Source organism: Xanthomonas sp. 3307, from assembly GCF_014199735.1.
GTDB lineage: Bacteria > Pseudomonadota > Gammaproteobacteria > Xanthomonadales > Xanthomonadaceae > Xanthomonas_A > Xanthomonas_A rydalmerensis.
The window spans coordinates 403798-420048 of the sequence record NZ_JACHOG010000002.1; the positions used below are offsets into that span (position 1 = coordinate 403798).

The window sequence follows — 16251 nt, forward strand, 5'->3', positions numbered from 1 at the left end:
AACCAGGAGGACATCAGCGCCGGCTGTAATGCGCGACCAGGCGGTCGCCGAGCATCTGCAGCGCCTGCACCAGCAGCAGCAGGATCACCACCGTCACCAGCGCCACGTCGGCATGCGAGCGCTGGTAGCCGTCGCGGTAGGCCAGGTCGCCGAGGCCGCCGGAGCCGATTGCGCCGCCCATCGCGGTAAAGCCGATGAGCGCGATGGTGGTCACCGTGGCGCCGGCGATCAGGCCCGGCCGCGCTTCCGGCAGCAGCACCCGCGTCACCAGTTGCCAGGTGGTCGCGCCCATCGCCAGGCTGGCCTCGACCACGCCGCGGTCCACTTCGCGCAGTGCGGTCTCCACCAGCCGCGCGTAGAACGGCGCCGCCCCTACCACCAGCGGCAGGATCGCGCCGCGCACGCCCAGCGAGGTACCCATCGCCCACAGCGTCAGCGGGATCATCGCGATCATCAGGATGATGAAGGGCACCGAGCGCAGCACGTTGATGACCAGCGCCAGGCTGCCGTACAGCAGCGGCTTCTGGTGGGTCTGGCGCGGGCCGGTCAGGAACAGCAGCACGCCCAGCGGCAGGCCGATCAGCAGGGTCAGCGGCAGCGAACCGCCGAGCATCAACAGGGTGTCGACGGTGGCGCGGCCGATCTCGCTCCATTTGCCGGCATCGAGATTGCGGAAGAAGCCGGCGGCGGCGGTGGCGAACGGGCTCATCGGCGCAGCTCCTGCACATGCACGCCGGCGGCGACGAAGGCGGCCTGCGCCGCATCCATGTCGCCACCGACCAGGGCCACGGTCAGTTGGCCGTAAGGGGTGTCCTTGATCCGGTCGATGCGCCCGGACAGGATGTTGTAGTCCACCGCGGTGGCACGGGCGATGCGCCCGAGCAGGGGCGCGTAGGTATCGGTGCCGAGGAAGGTCAGCCGCAGGATGCGCCCGTCCACCGCGGTGAGGTCGCGGTACAGCTCGGCCTCGTCGACGTGTTCGGCCTCGGAGACGAAGCGCTTGGTGGTCGGATGCTGCGGATGCAGGAACACCTCGGTAACCGGCCCACTCTCGACCAGGCGCCCGGCATCGAGCACCGCCACGCGGTCGCAGACGCGGCGGATCACTTCCATCTCGTGGGTGATCAGCACGATGGTCAGGCCCAGTTCGCGGTTGATCTGCGCCAGCAGCGCCAGCACCGAGGCGGTGGTCTGCGGATCCAGCGCGCTGGTAGCCTCGTCGCACAGCAGAATGCGCGGGCGCGTGGCCAGGGCACGGGCGATGCCGACGCGCTGCTTCTGCCCACCCGACAGCTGCGCCGGATACTTGCCGGCATGCGCGGCCAGCCCCACCCGCTCCAGCAGTTCGGCCACCCGCGCGTCGATCTCCGCGCGCGGTGTGCCGGCCAGTTCCAGCGGGAACGCGACGTTGCCGGCGACCGTGCGCGAGGACAGCAGGTTGAAGTGCTGGAAGATCATGCCCACGCGCTGGCGCAGCGTGCGCAGCCCGGCGCGATCCAGCGCGGTGACGTCCTCGCCGTCGATGATCAGGCGGCCGCCGCTGGGCTCCTCGAGCCGGTTGATCAGCCGGATCAGGGTCGACTTGCCGGCGCCGGAATGGCCGATGATGCCGAACACCTCGCCGGCGTCGATGCGCAGGTCGAGCGGATGCAGCGCCACGACCGGCTGGCCGGCGACGGAATAGGACTTGTGCAGGCGCTCGAACTGGATCAACGCGCGGGACCGGCAGCGACAGGGGGCGCAAAGCCTAGCAGGCCAGGATGGCGTGCGTTATTCCATTCGATTCTAACGTAGGCGCGCATCGCAGCCGGCTACGACTACGGCCGCGCCTGCGGCGGCGGATGCGCCACCGCGCGGATCCGCTCGCGGTGCAGCAGGTACAGGCCGCTGGCGACGATGATCGCCCCGCCCACCCAGGTCCAGACATCGGGCAGCTTGCGCCACAGCAGCCAGTCCCAGGGAATCACCCACAGCAGGCCGCTGTACTCCAGCGGCGCGACCAGCGAGGCGTCGCCGCGGCGGAACGCCTGGGTCAGCGCCACCTGGCCCAGCGCCCCGGCCAGGCCCATGCCGGCGATCCAGCCGGTGTCGGCCGGGCGCAGCGGGGTCCAGTCCGGCAGCGCCAACGCGCCGGCGCCCAGCGCCATGATCAGCAGGAACCACACCACCAGCGACTGCGACGTGTCGGTGCGCGCCAGCAGGCTGACCAGCACCGAGGCGACCGCATAGGCCACGGCCGCCAGCAGCACCATCAGCCCCGGCAGCGAGACGAACCCATCCATGCCGGGGCGCAGCACCACCAGCACGCCGACCAGGCCGACGCCGATCGCCGCCCAGCGCCGCGGACCCACGTACTCGCCGAGCAGCGGCACCGACAGCGCCGCCACCAGCAGCGGGGCGACGAAGTAGATGGTGTAGGCGGTGGACAGCGGCAGGCTGCGCAAGGCCCAGGCGAAGCAGCCGATCATGGCGATGCCGAGCACCCCGCGCAGCAGGTGCAAGCCCCAGCGCACCGGCCAGATCGCGCGCGGCCCGGCGCTGGCCAGCACCCACACCAGCACGAACGGCAGCGAGGCGCCGCCGCGCAGCGCCGCGACCTGCAGCGCCGGATAGTGCTCACTGAGCTGCTTCATGGACGCATCCATGAGCGAAAAGAACGCGACGGCGGCGATCATCCACGCGGCGGCGGCGGCATTGGAGCGGGAGGTGGGCATCGGCGCATTATCGCCGCGATCGGCGCTGGGCGTGGTGCCGGAGGACATCGCGTCGGGACTGAAGTCCCTCCCACATGGCTCCGGCCGGCGTGCCGGTCGATGTCGCCTCCTGTGGAAGCGCCTTCAGTCGCGACGCGCGGCACCGACCAACGCACGGCATTGCGCACATGCACGTCCCCACGCGCCGCCCGCACGTTCTACGATAGGCATCTTTGCCGAGGACCCGCCCATGCCTTCCTTCGATATCGTTTCCGAAGTCGACAAGCACGAACTGACCAATGCCGTCGACCAGGCCAACCGCGAGCTGTCGACGCGCTTCGACTTCAAGGGCGTGGAGGCCAAGTTCGAACTGGACGACCAGGTCATCACGCAGTCCGCGCCCAGCGATTTCCAGGTCAAGCAGATGACCGACATCCTGCGCGCGCGCCTGCTGGCCCGCGGCATCGACGTGCGCTGCCTGGAGTTCGGCGACGTGGAGACCAACCTGGCCGGCGCGCGCCAGAAGATCACCGTCAAGCAGGGCATCGAGCAGAAGCTGGGCAAGAAGATCGTGGCCTCGCTCAAGGAGGCCAAGCTGAAGGTGGAAGCGCAGATCAACGGCGACAAGCTGCGGGTCAGCGGCAAGAAGCGCGACGACCTGCAGGACGCGATCGCGCTGCTGAAGAAGAGCGATTTCGAGCTGCCGCTGCAGTTCGACAACTTCCGCGACTGAGGCGGGCCGAACAAACGCTTCGCGCCTCATCGCCATATCAGTCCGAGGGCGCATGGGGCACCGCGTTGCGACTGGTCGCGTTGCACCCGACCGCACGATCTCTTCGCATGCGGCGCGAATGCACACACCGCCGATCGCATCGCCGGGGCCGCGCGGCGGAATGGCCGGTACGCCATGTCTCAAGTACGCCATGCCGCGACCTGCGCACGCCATCCGGCCAGCGCAGGCGTGGGCGTCCCGGCGTGGCAACCGGGACGCCTCCTGGCGTCGCGATGCGTGCAAAGGCGATGCACGGCGCAGCGCGACGCGTCGATACGACGCCGCCTCCGGGCCGCGGACGCTCAACGCCGCGCGCCGCAGTCCTGGGCTAGGCGCCCGCGGTGACGCCCGCGACCAGCATCCGCCGCCCCTGCTCCACTTCGGCCTCCAGGTCGTGCGTCCAGATCCAGTCGAAACGCTGCGCCAGCGTCTGCGCCAGCCGCGTATCGTCGGCGCCGGCCTGCGGATCGCGCAGCTCGTACAGCTCGCCGGCCTCGCGCGAGGTGCGCTGCACGCGGCAGGCGCGCGGCAGGCGCAGGCGCTCGTAGACCTGCAGCAGGGCCGGCAGATCGCCGCGGGTCAGGCCGGGCGTGGCCAGCAGTTGCGCCAGCAGATAGGCGTCTTCCAGGCCCTGCCCGGCGCCGGCGCCCTGGTGCGGCAGCATCGCGTGCGCGGCATCGCCGATCAGCGCCAGCCGCCCGTGCACGTAGCCGGGCAACTCGGCCAGATCGTGCAGCGCCCAGTGCGTGGGCGTGTCGATGCACTCCAGCAAAGTGCGCGCCGCCTCGCCCCAGTGCGCGAACGCCTCCAGCATCTCGCGACGGCTGGCCTCGCGCACCCAGGCCTGGCCGGTACGCCACTGCGGCGCCGGGTCGCTGCGGTCGGAGACGAAGGCGACCACATTGATCAGCCGGCCCTGCTTCACCGGGAAGGTGAGGATGTGCGCGTCCAGGCCCAGCAACATCTGCGGCACGTCGACCAGGTGCGCGTCCACACCGCGCGTGGCGAAGGCGGCGCGCAACCGCGCCGCGTCGATCAGGCCGCGATAGGCGCAAGTGCCGGTGAAGCGCGGCTCCGCCGGCGCGTGGCCGAGCGCGCGCAGCACCTCGCCGCGCAAGGCCGACTTGATGCCGTCGGCGGCGATCAGCACGTCGCCTTCGTACTGGCTGCCGTCGGCGAAGCGCACGCGCGCCGCGTCGGCATCCTGCTCCACAGCGACCGCGCGCTTGCCGAACTGGGCCAGCCCGAACGGCAGGCGCGTGGCCAGCGCGTCGAGGAAGTCAGCGCGATGCACCGAGGACTGGCCGACGCCCGGCGCCAGGGTCTGCCCCAGCAGCCGCGCGTCCTCGCCGCGGCGCCATTCGAACCACACGTCCTGCCACGGTGCCGGCGTGCGGTCGGCGAGTTCGGCATAGGGCTCGCCCATGCCCAGGCCAGCCAGCGCGCGCACCGCGTTGGGACCGAACGAGACGCCGGCGCCGATTTCGCCGAAGGCTGGCGCCGATTCGAACAACTGCACGTCGAGATGGCGGTGGCGGCACAGGCCCAGGGCCAGGCCGACGCCGGCGATGCCGCCGCCGACGATGCCGATGCGCAGGGGGGATGCAGGGTTCATCTGGAGTCTCCGGTTGGGAAGGTCAGTCGCGGCCGGCCAGCAGGATCTTTTCGGCCAGCCGCGCGGGCGCGCTGAAACACACTTCGTGGCTGCCCGGCAGGCTGACCAGGCGATAGGCGCCCAGGCGCGCACTCAGCCGCGGATGCCAGCCGTACTCGCCCGGCGGCAGCGCCACATCGTCGGTGGCGTAGAGCCAGCTGCGCGGGATCAGCAGTTCGTGGAAGCGCTTGAGCGGCACCGCGTCGAAATGGCTGCGCGCCGGGGTCGGGCTCAGCTGCGCGTAGGCCTGCTGCGCCTGCGCCAGGTCGGCGTCGCCGATGAAGCCGTCGCGCCAGATCGGGAACGGCAGCATGATGCCGCCGTCGGCATCGACCGCGTTCTTCCACAGCGCTTGGTAGTGCGACGGCAGCAGGTCGAACAGCGCCTCGCCGTCGCGCAACACGAAGGCGTTGTGGAACACCAGGCGCTTGCAGCGTTCCGGTTCCTCTTCCGCCAGGCGCTGCACGATGCTGCCGCCCCAGCTGTGGCCGAGCACGACCAGGTCGCGCAGATCGTGGCGGCGCACGTAGTCCACCACCGAGGCCACGCAGTCGGCGTGCGAGACGCGCCTGTCGGCGCCGGCGCCATGCCCGGCGATGGTCGGCGCATGCACCTGCGCACCGTGCGCGCGCAGGTGCTCGGCGACGCCATCCCAGGCGTGGCCGTCATGCCAAGAACCGTGCAGCAACAGATAGGTTTGCATGGAGTCGTCTCCGTGAGGCTCAGCGGAAGGTCCAGCCGATGCCGAGATTGAAGTAGGTGAGATCGCGGGTCCCGGCCTGCACGCCACCGCTGGCGACCGCGCCGCCCGGCGCGTGGGTGACGCTGCCGGTCAGCGACAGCTGCGGCGACAGCCGCCAGGTCGCGCCCAACGCGTAGTGGCGGTATTGCGCCAGCGGCGCCAGCACGGCCAGTTGCGCCTGGCTGTCGGGGATCAGGCGGCTGGCGCGCGAGTAGCCCAGCCGCAACGACCACGCATCGTCGAGGCGGTAGTCGGCGCCAAGCCGGAACACGCGCTGGCTGCGCCAGCCGAAGCCGGGGCCGTCCGCATCGCCGAGCGCGCCACCCTGGTCGATGCGATTGCCGTAGGCGCGCTCGCCGGACCAGTCGATCCACAGCCAATCGGCGGCCAGTGTCAGTGCCGCGGTGGGCTGCCAGGCCAGGCCGGCGCCGGCCTGCTGCGGCAGGTCCAGGCGGCCTTCCGGCAGCAGCCCGCGGTAGCGCTGCAGGCGGCCGAAGCGGATGCGGCTGGACCAGGTAATTCCCGCGTTCAAACCCGGCGCCAACTGGCCGTACCAGCCCAGCGCCATGCCATAGCCGTACGCGGTGTCGGCACCGGCCGACTGGAAACCGATGCCTTCCAGGCCGGCGATGTGCAGGCGCTGATAGGCCAGCCGCGGCGAGAGGCCCAGGTATTGGTGCTCGCCCACACGCCAGGCCAGGGTCGGCGCCAGCACCACCTGCTGCAGCTTGGACAGGGTGTCATGGCTGCCGTAGACCGGGGCGCCATAGTCCAGCGCCACGCCATGCCCGAACACCGACACGCCCAGGCTCAGGTCGTCGTTGAGCTGGCGGTTGTAGCCGGCGGTCGGCACCGGGACCAGCGCATCGTCCTTATAGCGGGCAGCGCCGACCTGGCTGCGCACCGGCGCGGAGATCAGGGTGAGGTCGGCATCGACACGGTCGCCGACCGCGCCCATGCCGGCCGGGTTGTTGGCCGACGCCGCCGCATCCAGCGGCAAGGCGATCGAGGTGCCGGCCAGGCCCTGGGTCTGCGCGCCGTAGCCGGGCAAGGCCACGCCGTTGTTGGCGGCCGCGCCGCCGGAAACCGCCGCCATGGTCCACAGCAGCGTGGTCCAGCGCTGCTTGAAGTGGCGTTGCGTCGTGCGACGCGATGGATGTCGGAACTGCTGCATGATCGGGCCCTCCCTCCGAGCCGATGCGTGGATGCGTGCCGCCGGCCGGCGGCGCGCGGGGGTGCGTGCCGTCGCCTACGCGGCGGCAGCGGAAATCGAACGTGGATGTGCTCGCGGTTCGGCGCGCGCCGATCGAAGACGGCGACGGATCGCTTCCGCGCCATCGGCGCATCGCCGCAGTGTGTCGCCGCGGCCGCGCGCCGCATGCGCCGCGCGCCAGCGCCACGTCACGGGTCGGCTGATGGGGTCGGTGGGACGCGGCGTGCGGTTCATGCCATCGACACTGCGCGCGATCGGACCGGGCGTCTAAGACCATCGCAGTCTCGCTCGATACTCTGCCGGTATGTTCGTCGCGCAAGGCCCGAATCCACTGCATCTTCCGCAGTGCATCAATGCGTGCGCGACACGCGCATTGCGTTCATCGCCGCCCGTGCATGTGCGCCTCGCCCGGTGCGAATCGCGCAATGACGCCAGTGCAGCGGGCTCGCGGGGCAGCGGCGGGCGGCGCCCACCAGGCGGGGCGACAGGCAGCGCCGGATCGCGAGATGCCGACGCTGCCGAATTGCACAACGCGGCACTCGGACGCAAGCATGGCCAGAAAGCAAAACGCGCCTGCACGACGCAGACGGCATCGTGCAGGCGCGTATCAGGACGCGGCGGACAGCGCTGGCGCCGCCGCGCAGGTCGTGGCGGCGGTGCCGCCGCCGCGGGCGACCGGCTCAGGACGCCATGCGCAGGATCGGCTTCAGGGTGATGCCGCTGCTGCTGTCGGCGGCGGCCTGGTTGATCTGCGCCAACGGATAGAACTTCACCAGCTTGTCGAACGGGAAGCGCCCCTGCTGATACAGCGTCACCAATTGCGGAATGAAGACCTGCGGCACGCTGTCGCCTTCCACGATGCCGCGGATGCTGCGTCCGCCCAGCAGCAGATTGTTGACGTCGAAACCGGCCTTGGTGCCCAGCTTGGGCGCGCCCACCACGCCGATCGTACCGAGACCGCCCAACGCCTCGATGCCAAGCTCCAGCAGCTCCGGGCGCCCGGTGGATTCGAGCGCGAAGTCCGCGCCTCCGCCGGTGATCGCGCGCACGGCCTCGACCAGATCGCCTTCGCGGTTGTCGATGACATGTGTCGCGCCCACCTCCATCGCCAGCTCCAGCCGCGAGGGCACCACGTCCACGGCGACGATGCAGGCGGCGCCGGCCACGCGCGCGGCCATCACCGCGCTGAGTCCGACCGCGCCGGCGCCGATCGCCACGAAGCTGCTGCCGGGCCGCACGTTCAGCGCGTTGATCACCGCGCCGGCACCGGTCTGGATACCGCAGCCGAGCGGGCCCAGCAGTTCCAGCGGCGCCTCGCGTGCCACCTTGATGGCGTTGTTCTCGCGCGCCAGCGCATAGGTGGCGAAGGAGGATTGGGCGAAGAAGTGGTCGTGCAGCGGCTGGCCGTGCAGATCTTCGATGGCGGTATGGCCGTGCGCGTCGCCCCCGCCGAAGTTGCGCGGAAAGAATTCCTGGCAGTAGGCGGCGTGGCCTCCCGTGCAGGGATTGCAGTGGCCGCACGCGCCGTAGGTCAGCACGACATGATCGCCGACCTGCAAGCCCTTGACGTTGGGCCCGAGCGCCTCGACCACGCCGGCGCCCTCGTGGCCGAGGACCGCCGGCAGCGGCACGGGATAGTACTGATCGCGCACGATCAGGTCGGTATGGCACAGGCCGGTGGCCACCACCCGCACCAGCACCTCGTCGTCCTGCGGCGCGCGGATGCGCGCCTGTTCGATGGTGAACGGCTGTTGCGGCGCGTGCGCCACGGCCACGGTGATCTGGAGCTTGTCGGTTGCTGCATGCATGGCACGTCTCCTGGCGGTCAAAGTGGGTAGGCGGGCGCAGTGCCCTTGACGGTCAACCACTGCCATTGGGTGAATTCCTCCCAATTGGCCGGACCGCCGATGCTGCTGCCGTTGCCCGACGCGCCGACGCCGCCAAACGGATTGATGACCTCGTCGTTGACGGTCTGGTCGTTGATGTGCAGCAGGCCCGTGCGCAGCTGTTCGCCCAGCGCCAGCGCGCGGCCGACGTCGGCCGAGATCACCGCCATCGACAGGCCGTACTCGGTGTCGTTGGCCAGGGCGATGGCATCGGCGTCGGTCTCGAACGGCACCACCACCGCGACCGGGGCGAAGATCTCCTCGCGGAAGGCGGGATTGTCCGGCCGGACATCGCTGAGCACGGTGGGTTCGAAGAAGAGGTCGCGGTAGCCGCCGCCGGCCGCGAGGGTGGCGCCGGCCTTGCAGGCATCCGCCACCAACCGCGCGGCATGGTCGCGCTGGGCGGCGTTGATCAGCGGCCCGAGCGCGACCTCGCCGCTGGCCGGGTCGCCCACGCGCAGGCTCCCGGCCTTGGCGGCCAGGCGCTCCACGAAACGCGGATAGAGCGCGCGCTGCACTAGCACCCGCCCGGTCGACATGCAGATCTGTCCCTGGTGCAGATACGCGCCCCAGGCCGTGTTGGCGATCGCCAGATCGAGGTCGGCATCGTCGAGCACGATCAGCGAATTCTTGCCGCCCAGTTCCAGCGAGACCTTCTTCAGGTGCCGGCTGGCGGCCTCGCCGACCTTGCGTCCGGCCGCGGTGGAACCGGTGAACTGGATCATCGCCACGTGCGGGTCCGCGGTCAGTGCGGCCCCGGCGGCGCCGTCGCCGGGCACCACGTGCAGCACGCCGGCGGGCAGACCGGCCCGTTCGAACAGCCGGGCGATGACCACACCGCCGCAGACCGCGGTGCGCGGATCGGGCTTGAGCACGACCGCGTTGCCCAGCGCCAGCGCCGGGGCCACGGCGCGCATCGCCAGGTACAGCGGGAAATTGAACGGCGCGATCACCCCGACCACGCCGAGCGGACGCCGTCGCGCCACGCTCAGCCGCCCCGGAGCCGATGGCAGCACCTCGCCTTGGCTGCGCGACGGCAGCGCCGCCGCTTCGTGCAGCGCGCTCGCGCACAGGCTCGCCTCGAAGCCGGCCTTGTCCTGGGTGGAGCCGCTTTCGCGCACCAGCCAGCCGGCGATCTCCTGCTGGTGGCGTTCGGCCAGCCTCGCCGCCTCGCGCAGCACCTGGGCGCGCTGCGCATACGGCGCCGCGGCCCAACCGCGCTGCGCCTGCGCGGCGGAGGCCGCGGAGGCGGCGATCTGCGCCGGCCAGGCCAGGCCGATGCGCGCGAGTTCCTTGCCGGTGGCCGGCTCGATCGCCGCAGCGCTGGCGTCGCTCGCCTGCCATTGGCCGGTAAACAAGGCGGCCTGCCAGGCATCGTCTTGCAGCAATGCATCTTCCGTCATGGTCGTTCCTCGGGATCGTTCGTTCAGGGGCGTGCCAGCCGCTCGCGCAGGAACGCCGCGGCGTGTTCGAGCGCGTGTACGGCCGCCGGCAGCACGCCGGCCATTTCGACGAAGCCGTGCACCATGCCCGGCAGTTCGACATAGTCCACCGGCACCTCGGCCGCGCGCAGGGACTCGGCGTAGAAGCGCCCGTCATCGCGCAGCACGTCGCAGGCAGCGGTATAGATCAGCGCCGGCGGCAGGCCGCGCAGGTCCGCCTCACGCAACGGCGACACCCGCGGATCGCTTGGATCGAAGCCCTCCACGAACGGCGCCACCATCGCCTGCATGGTCGCCAGGGTCAGTGGCGGCATCGCGGCGTTCTCGTGTCGCGCCGGAAATTCCCGCGCCGCTGGCGACAGATCCGTACTTGGATAGAACAGCACCTGCGCGCGCAGCGTCACCGCACTGCCACGCAACTGCTGGCATGCCACCGCTGCCAGACTGCCGCCGGCGCTGTCGCCGGCCACGGCCAGCCGCGCGGGATCGATGGCAAGCCCGTCGGCATTGGCCGCCAGCCAGGTAATGGCCGCCACTACGTCCTGCGGCCCGGCCGGTGCCGGATGCTCAGGTGCCAACCGATAGCCGATGGCCACGACCGCGCAACCGGCCGCCTGCGCCAATCGCCGGCAAATCTTGTCGTGGGTATCCAGATCGCCGGCGGTCCAGCCGCCGCCATGCGCATAGACGATGGCCGGGCCGGTGCTGGCGGATTCGGGACGATACAGGCGCAGCGGGATCGCGCCGGCCGGCCCCTGCGCATGCAGGCCGCGGACGTCGGCCATCGGCAACGGCGTGCCTCCCAGCAATGCGCCGATCTGTGCGTAGGCCTGACGCATCAGCGGGATCGGCAACGTCTCCAGGGCAGGCACGCCGGCGGCGGCCATGCCCTGCAGCACCGCCAGCACCTCCGGTGCCAGCCGCGCAGGATCGAACGGGATGGTCTGCATCGATGAAGACTCCAGGGGGATGGGGTGGTGCGGCGGGACGTCAGGGCCGGTGCACGGCGGTGCGCATGCGGACCGGGCTGCCGGCGTCCGCCCGCGAGACGGCATGGCAGACGGCTCGGACCAGGCGAAGACGCGGGACAACGCCAACGCACGGACGATCGCCCGCGCGCCTCATCCCTGGTCGCCTCCGCCGACCGGCAGCACGGTGCCCGTGATGTAGGAGGCCTCGTCCGAGGCCAGGAACAGGATCGCCGCGGCCTGCTCGTCGAGCGTGCCGTAGCGCTTCATCAGGCTCGAATCGAGCGTCTGCGCCACGATGTCCTGGTACCACGCCTGCTCCTGCGCGCTCTGCGGCTCGGCATTGCGCGGCACCCGCCGCGGCGGTGCGTCGGTGCCGCCCGGCGCGACCGCGTTGACCCGGATCCCCTGCCCTGCGTACTCGAACGCCAGGCAGGCGGTCAGCGCGTTGACTCCCCCCTTGGCGGCACCGTAGGGAACGCGGTGGATGCTGCGGGTGGCGATGGAAGAGACGTTGACGATCGCGCCGCCGCCCTGCTCGATCAGATACGGCAGCACGGCCCGACATCCCCACAGCGCGGGAAACAGCGAACGCCGCACTTCGGCTTCGATCTGGTCCGGCGCGTAGGCCGCGTAGGGCTTGGCCCAGATGGTGCCGCCGACGTTGTTGACCAGCACATCGATCCGCCCCATTCGTGCATGCGCGAACGCCATGGCGCGCAGGTTCTCGGCGTAGTCCTCCAGGTCGGCCACCAGCGTCGCCGCCTCCGCCGGCGCCAGCGCCTGCTCCAGTTCGACGATGTGCTCGGCGCGATCCACCAGCACCAGCCGCGCGCCCTCGGCGGCGGCGCGCTCGGCGACCCTGCGGCCGATTCCTTGCGCGGCGCCGGTGACCACCACCACCTTGCCGGCGAAGCGCGGGCTCACGCGGCGCGCTCCTGGACCGGCGCCGCCGTGTTGGCGACGAACTTCTCGCAGTGGAAGTTGGCCGGCACCAGGCCACGCTGCTGGAAGTGCGCACGCACCGCCTCGACCATCGGCGGCGGGCCGCACAGATAGACGTCCACATCGCCGTCGTGCAGCGCCTGCGCCGGCAGGTGATCGGTGACGTAGCCGGTCCGCGGGTGGCCGGCCGCCGGATCGACCACGCAGGTGGTGACGTCGAACCAGGCCACGCGTTCGGCGAGCGCCTGCAGGCGCTCGACCAGGACCAGGTCCGCGCCACGGGTGGCGCCATACACCAGGTGCACGGGCTGCGCGCAGCCGCTGGCCTCCAGTTGCGCCAGCATCGACAGGAACGGCGCCAGGCCGGTGCCGCCGGCCAGCATCAGCAGCGGCCGCGTCACCTCGCGCAGATAGAAACTGCCCAGCGGGCCGCTCAGATCGAACCGTTGTCCCGGCGTGGCCGCATCCAGGCAGGCGCTCATCAATCCGCCAGGGACGCGCTTGATCAGGAACGTCAGTTCGGAAGCGCCAGGCGGCGAACTGAACGAGTAGGCGCGGGCCTGTCCGCTGCCGGAAACGGCGATGTTGACGTACTGGCCGGGCAGGAAGTCGGGAACCTCGCCGACCGGCTGCAGGGTCAGCTCCAGGGCGGCGTCGGCGTGCGCGCGCACCGACGCCAGCGTCGCCTGGAACGGCACGCTGCCGGTCTTGCACGCGGCCGACGTCGCCGGCACCGCCAGCGCGCAGTCGGAATCCGGACGCATCTGGCAGGTCAGCACCAGGCCGGCGGCGGCCTCCCCGGCGCTGAGCGCGTCCTCGATGTAGTCCTCGCCGAGCGTGTAGCGCCCGCTTTCGGCGCGGCATTTGCAGGTGCCGCACACGCCGTCGGCGCAATCCATCGGCAGGTTGATCCGCTGGCGGAACGCGGCATCGAGCACCGTTTCGCCCGCGGTGCAGTGGATCACGCGGGTGACCCCGTCTTCGAAGTTCAGTGCGATGCGATAGGACATGGCGGTTGCTCGCGGTGCGGCCCGGTCAGACGTGATAGATGTCGACGACCTGGCGGATGTAGTCGTTCTTCAGCACGATGGTCTTGCGCGCGATGCGCAGCGCATCGCCCTCCTGGCGCAAGGTGAGCGAGGTCGTGCCGAAGAACTGGTCGGTGACCTTGTAGCGGTGACTGAGCGTGTGGAAGTTGTGGCGCACCTCGATCTCGCGTCCGCGCGCGGCCAGCACCTCGACGTTGCTCACCTGGTGCGCGGTACGCGGCTCCGGGGTGGAGGCGCCGGAACGTTCGGTCTTGATGCGGAACACGCGGTCCTCCAGGCCGGACCGGTCGGCGTAGTAGATCAGTGAGATCTGCGATTGCGGGTCGTCGGTGAGGCGGTCGTCGTCGTCCCAGGCCGGCATCCAGTACGTCGCATCCTCGGCGTACAAGGTCAGCCATTCGTCCCACTGGCGATCGTCGAGCAGCCGCGCCTCGCGGTACAGGAAGGCGCAGATGGCCTGGTAGTCGACGCTCATACGCCCTCCGCCCGGTCGCGCGCGATCGCCGCGCGCATCGCCTGCGCCCAGTAGGCGTGCTGGCGCACGAACAGGCCTTCGTCCTCGCTGCGCTCGCCGGACAGCAGCGGTTTCAGGCCCATGCGCCGCGCGTTGTCGTCCGGCCCCTCGATCCACAGCGGCGCGCCGCGGCTGAGATCGTTCCACGGCGCGGCGGTGGCCGCATAGCCGGCCTGACAGGCACGGAACTCCTCCAGGTCGTCGGCGGTGCCCATGCCCGAGACGTTGAAGAAATCCTCGTACTGACGGATGCGCAGGGTCCGCTCCTGCGCGCTTTCGCCCTTCGGGGCGAAGCAGAAGATGCTGACCTCGGTGCGGTCGACGTCGATCGGCCGGATCACGCGGATCTGCGTGGAGAACTGATCCATCAGGAACAGGTTCGGATACAGGCACAGATTGCGGGTCTGCTCGACGATCAGCGCGGCACGCTCGGCACCCAACCGCTGCGCGAGCTCCTCGCGATGGGCGTACACCGGGCGCACCTCGGGGTTCATGGTCTTGGTCCACAACAGGAGGTGGCCGTTCTCGAAACCGTAGACGCCGGCGACGCTCTTGCTCCAGCTGGCGGCATCCACCGCCGGCGTGCCCTCCTGCTTTCGCCGGCTCATGGTGGCCGCGTAGTTCCAGTGCACGGTGCTGACGTGGTAGCCGTCGCAGCCGTTCTCCATCTGCAGCTTCCAGTTGCCGTCGTAGATGTAGGAGGAGTTGCCGCGCAACACCTCCAGCCCTTGCGGCGCCTGGTCGACGATCTGATCGACGATCAACCGCGCCTGGCCGAGGAACTGCTCCAGCGGCGCCACGTCCTCGCGCAGGCTGCCGAACAGGAAACCGCGGTAGTTCTCGAACCGCGGCACGCGCTTGAGATCGTGGCTGCCGTTCTTGCCGAACTGCGGCGGATACTGGGTGGTCTTCTCGTCCTTGACCTTGAGCAGCTTGCCGCTGTTGGAGAAGGTCCAGCCGTGGAACGGACAGGTGAAGCTGCCCTTGTTGCCGTGCTTGCGTCGGCACAGCATGGCGCCGCGGTGGGCGCAGGCGTTGATCAGCGCGTGCAGTTGCCCCTGCTTGTCGCGCGTGACGACCACCGGTTGCCGCCCGATATAGGTGGCGTAGTAGTCGTTTTCGTTCGGGATCTGGCTCTCGTGCGCCAGGTACACCCAGTTGCCCTCGAACAGGTGTTGCATCTCCAGCTCGAACAGATCGGCGTCGGTGAAGATGTCGCGGCGGCAACGGAACCGGCCCTCGGCGGGATCGTGCTCGATGGCATGCGCGAGCAGCGCATCCAGCGCAGCCGCTTTGTCGATGACGGCGGACATGGCGTTGTCTCCTGGAAGCGTGGAAGCGGGCGGCGTGGCCGAGACGGCGCGGGCCGCATCACGCGATGGTGGGATCAGGCCGCGGCGCGGCGGCGCAGCGGATTGGCCTGGTTGTCGACGCCGTCGACCAGCGGGGTCAGGTGGAAATCGAAGGCGATCTCGGCGAACGGGCCATCCACGCCGTTGGCGGCGATGCTGGCCGGGTCGCTGTGCTCGACGATCGCCGGCACCAGGCCGTCGCGGGTGGCGTAGGCGAAGTCGTCGTCGACCAGCGGATCGCCGGCGATGTTGATCTGCGTGGTCAGCTTGCGGTGGCCGTCGGCGCCGATGAAGAAGTGGATGTGCGCCGGACGCTGGCCATGCCGGCCGAGCGCGAACAGCAGGCGTTCGGTCGGGCTGCCCGGCGGCACGCCGTAGCCCTTGGGCACGATGCTGCGGAAGCGGTACTGGCCGTTGCCGTCGGTGATGAGGGTGCGGCGCATGTTGAATGGCGCCTGCTTGCCGGTGGGATCGAAGTGCGAATAGAACCCACGCGTGTCGCAATGCCAGACCTCGACGCTGGCGCCGGGCAGCGGCTGGCCGTCGGCGCCATACACGGTGCCGTGCATGATCAGGGTGTGGCCATTTTCGTCGGTGCCGTCGTCGAGCCGGGCGAAGCCCTGCGCCACCGGCGCGCCGGCCACGTACAGCGGCCCTTCGATGGTGCGCGGGGTGGGATTGTCGATGCCCAGCGCGGCGTCGATGGCGTCCAGGCGCAGGTCCAGGAAGTGGTCCAGGCCCAGCCCGGGCGAGATCAGCCCGGCCTGCCCGGCCGCCCCCAGGTCGTTGAGCCAGGCGATCGCCGCCCAGTACTCGTCCGGCGTCACGTCGAGATCGTCGATCGCCTTGAACAGGTCCGACAGCACCCGGTGCACGATCTGTTTTACGCGCGCATCGCCGGCCGCCTGGTCCAGGCCGCTGACGGTACGCAGGAATTCCTGCACCTGCCGAGTCTCGAAGATCTTGACGCTCATCGTGGTGTTCCTTCTCTGCGCTTGGTTGCGTTGGCTGCCTTGAGACG

The 16251-nt window shown here is 70.4% G+C and carries 15 protein-coding genes; 1 reads left to right on the forward strand and 14 read right to left on the reverse strand.

Annotated features, from left to right (window positions below; all coding sequences use genetic code 11):
• Window positions 1-13: 13 nt before the first annotated feature.
• From GGR64_RS06595 to GGR64_RS06605, 3 genes are all read right to left on the reverse strand, one after another.
• Window positions 14-709, reverse strand: a complete 696-nt coding sequence (locus GGR64_RS06595; protein ID WP_184644695.1) for a methionine ABC transporter permease — start codon at window positions 707-709, stop codon at window positions 14-16.
• Entirely contained in the window at window positions 706-1713 is a 1008-nt protein-coding gene (locus tag GGR64_RS06600) for a methionine ABC transporter ATP-binding protein (RefSeq protein ID WP_184450343.1), read from the reverse strand. Before GGR64_RS06600 ends, GGR64_RS06595 begins: the two co-directional genes overlap by 4 nt.
• 104 nt (window positions 1714-1817) lie before the next feature.
• Window positions 1818-2714 (reverse strand): DMT family transporter, encoded by an 897-nt coding sequence (locus GGR64_RS06605; RefSeq protein WP_184644697.1) that lies wholly within the window; start codon window positions 2712-2714, stop codon window positions 1818-1820.
• Between the two features lie 229 nt (window positions 2715-2943).
• Here GGR64_RS06605 and GGR64_RS06610 point away from each other — a divergent pair, with 229 nt between their 5' ends.
• On the forward strand, window positions 2944-3426 hold the full coding sequence (locus tag GGR64_RS06610; protein ID WP_160969280.1) for a YajQ family cyclic di-GMP-binding protein: 483 nt from the start codon (window positions 2944-2946) through the stop codon (window positions 3424-3426).
• Between the two features lie 367 nt (window positions 3427-3793).
• Here the strand turns inward: GGR64_RS06610 and salA are convergent, their stop codons facing one another.
• From salA to catA, 11 genes are all read right to left on the reverse strand, one after another.
• A complete protein-coding gene (gene salA / locus GGR64_RS06615) occupies window positions 3794-5080 on the reverse strand; it encodes a salicylate 1-monooxygenase (protein WP_184644699.1) in 1287 nt (428 codons plus the stop codon).
• A 22-nt stretch (window positions 5081-5102) separates the two neighbouring features.
• Window positions 5103-5822: an alpha/beta hydrolase gene (locus tag GGR64_RS06620; RefSeq protein WP_184644701.1), complete on the reverse strand. Its 720-nt coding sequence runs from the start codon at window positions 5820-5822 to the stop codon at window positions 5103-5105.
• Between the two features lie 19 nt (window positions 5823-5841).
• On the reverse strand, window positions 5842-7035 hold the full coding sequence (locus GGR64_RS06625) for an outer membrane protein transport protein (RefSeq protein ID WP_184644703.1): 1194 nt from the start codon (window positions 7033-7035) through the stop codon (window positions 5842-5844).
• A gap of 719 nt (window positions 7036-7754) precedes the next feature.
• Window positions 7755-8882, reverse strand: coding sequence for an NAD(P)-dependent alcohol dehydrogenase (locus tag GGR64_RS06630; RefSeq protein WP_184450353.1), 1128 nt, complete (start codon window positions 8880-8882; stop codon window positions 7755-7757).
• A gap of 17 nt (window positions 8883-8899) precedes the next feature.
• Window positions 8900-10363, reverse strand: a complete 1464-nt coding sequence (locus tag GGR64_RS06635; RefSeq protein ID WP_184644705.1) for a benzaldehyde dehydrogenase — start codon at window positions 10361-10363, stop codon at window positions 8900-8902.
• Window positions 10364-10386: 23 nt separating this feature from the next.
• Window positions 10387-11352, reverse strand: coding sequence for an alpha/beta hydrolase (locus GGR64_RS06640; protein WP_184644707.1), 966 nt, complete (start codon window positions 11350-11352; stop codon window positions 10387-10389).
• Between the two features lie 171 nt (window positions 11353-11523).
• On the reverse strand, window positions 11524-12297 hold the full coding sequence (locus tag GGR64_RS06645; RefSeq protein ID WP_184450359.1) for a 1,6-dihydroxycyclohexa-2,4-diene-1-carboxylate dehydrogenase: 774 nt from the start codon (window positions 12295-12297) through the stop codon (window positions 11524-11526).
• The gene (gene benC / locus GGR64_RS06650; protein WP_184644709.1) at window positions 12294-13325 is read right to left on the reverse strand and encodes a benzoate 1,2-dioxygenase electron transfer component BenC; all 1032 of its coding nucleotides are present in this window, start codon (window positions 13323-13325) and stop codon (window positions 12294-12296) included. The genes GGR64_RS06645 and benC overlap by 4 nt, the downstream gene beginning before the upstream one ends.
• 25 nt (window positions 13326-13350) lie before the next feature.
• Complete coding sequence (benB, locus tag GGR64_RS06655) at window positions 13351-13839, reverse strand: benzoate 1,2-dioxygenase small subunit (RefSeq protein ID WP_184450363.1); 489 nt, start codon at window positions 13837-13839, stop codon at window positions 13351-13353.
• The gene (locus GGR64_RS06660) at window positions 13836-15191 is read right to left on the reverse strand and encodes a Rieske 2Fe-2S domain-containing protein (protein ID WP_184644711.1); all 1356 of its coding nucleotides are present in this window, start codon (window positions 15189-15191) and stop codon (window positions 13836-13838) included. Before GGR64_RS06660 ends, benB begins: the two co-directional genes overlap by 4 nt.
• A gap of 74 nt (window positions 15192-15265) precedes the next feature.
• On the reverse strand, window positions 15266-16204 hold the full coding sequence (gene catA, locus GGR64_RS06665; RefSeq protein ID WP_184644713.1) for a catechol 1,2-dioxygenase: 939 nt from the start codon (window positions 16202-16204) through the stop codon (window positions 15266-15268).
• Window positions 16205-16251: the final 47 nt, after the last annotated feature.

Excerpts from the sequence above, each read along its gene's own strand:
- benC (WP_184644709.1), bottom strand. The coding sequence starts at position 13,325 with ATGTCCTATCGCATCGCACTGAACTTCGAAGACGGGGTCACCCGCGTG.
- GGR64_RS06605 (WP_184644697.1), bottom strand. The coding sequence starts at position 2,714 with ATGCCCACCTCCCGCTCCAATGCCGCCGCCGCCGCGTGGATGATCGCC.
- GGR64_RS06610 (WP_160969280.1), top strand. The coding sequence starts at position 2,944 with ATGCCTTCCTTCGATATCGTTTCCGAAGTCGACAAGCACGAACTGACC.
- GGR64_RS06640 (WP_184644707.1), bottom strand. The coding sequence starts at position 11,352 with ATGCAGACCATCCCGTTCGATCCTGCGCGGCTGGCACCGGAGGTGCTG.
- GGR64_RS06630 (WP_184450353.1), bottom strand. The coding sequence starts at position 8,882 with ATGCATGCAGCAACCGACAAGCTCCAGATCACCGTGGCCGTGGCGCAC.
- GGR64_RS06620 (WP_184644701.1), bottom strand. The coding sequence starts at position 5,822 with ATGCAAACCTATCTGTTGCTGCACGGTTCTTGGCATGACGGCCACGCC.
- GGR64_RS06660 (WP_184644711.1), bottom strand. The coding sequence starts at position 15,191 with ATGTCCGCCGTCATCGACAAAGCGGCTGCGCTGGATGCGCTGCTCGCG.
- catA (WP_184644713.1), bottom strand. The coding sequence starts at position 16,204 with ATGAGCGTCAAGATCTTCGAGACTCGGCAGGTGCAGGAATTCCTGCGT.
- GGR64_RS06635 (WP_184644705.1), bottom strand. The coding sequence starts at position 10,363 with ATGACGGAAGATGCATTGCTGCAAGACGATGCCTGGCAGGCCGCCTTG.
- GGR64_RS06625 (WP_184644703.1), bottom strand. The coding sequence starts at position 7,035 with ATGCAGCAGTTCCGACATCCATCGCGTCGCACGACGCAACGCCACTTC.
- benB (WP_184450363.1), bottom strand. The coding sequence starts at position 13,839 with ATGAGCGTCGACTACCAGGCCATCTGCGCCTTCCTGTACCGCGAGGCG.
- GGR64_RS06595 (WP_184644695.1), bottom strand. The coding sequence starts at position 709 with ATGAGCCCGTTCGCCACCGCCGCCGCCGGCTTCTTCCGCAATCTCGAT.
- salA (WP_184644699.1), bottom strand. The coding sequence starts at position 5,080 with ATGAACCCTGCATCCCCCCTGCGCATCGGCATCGTCGGCGGCGGCATC.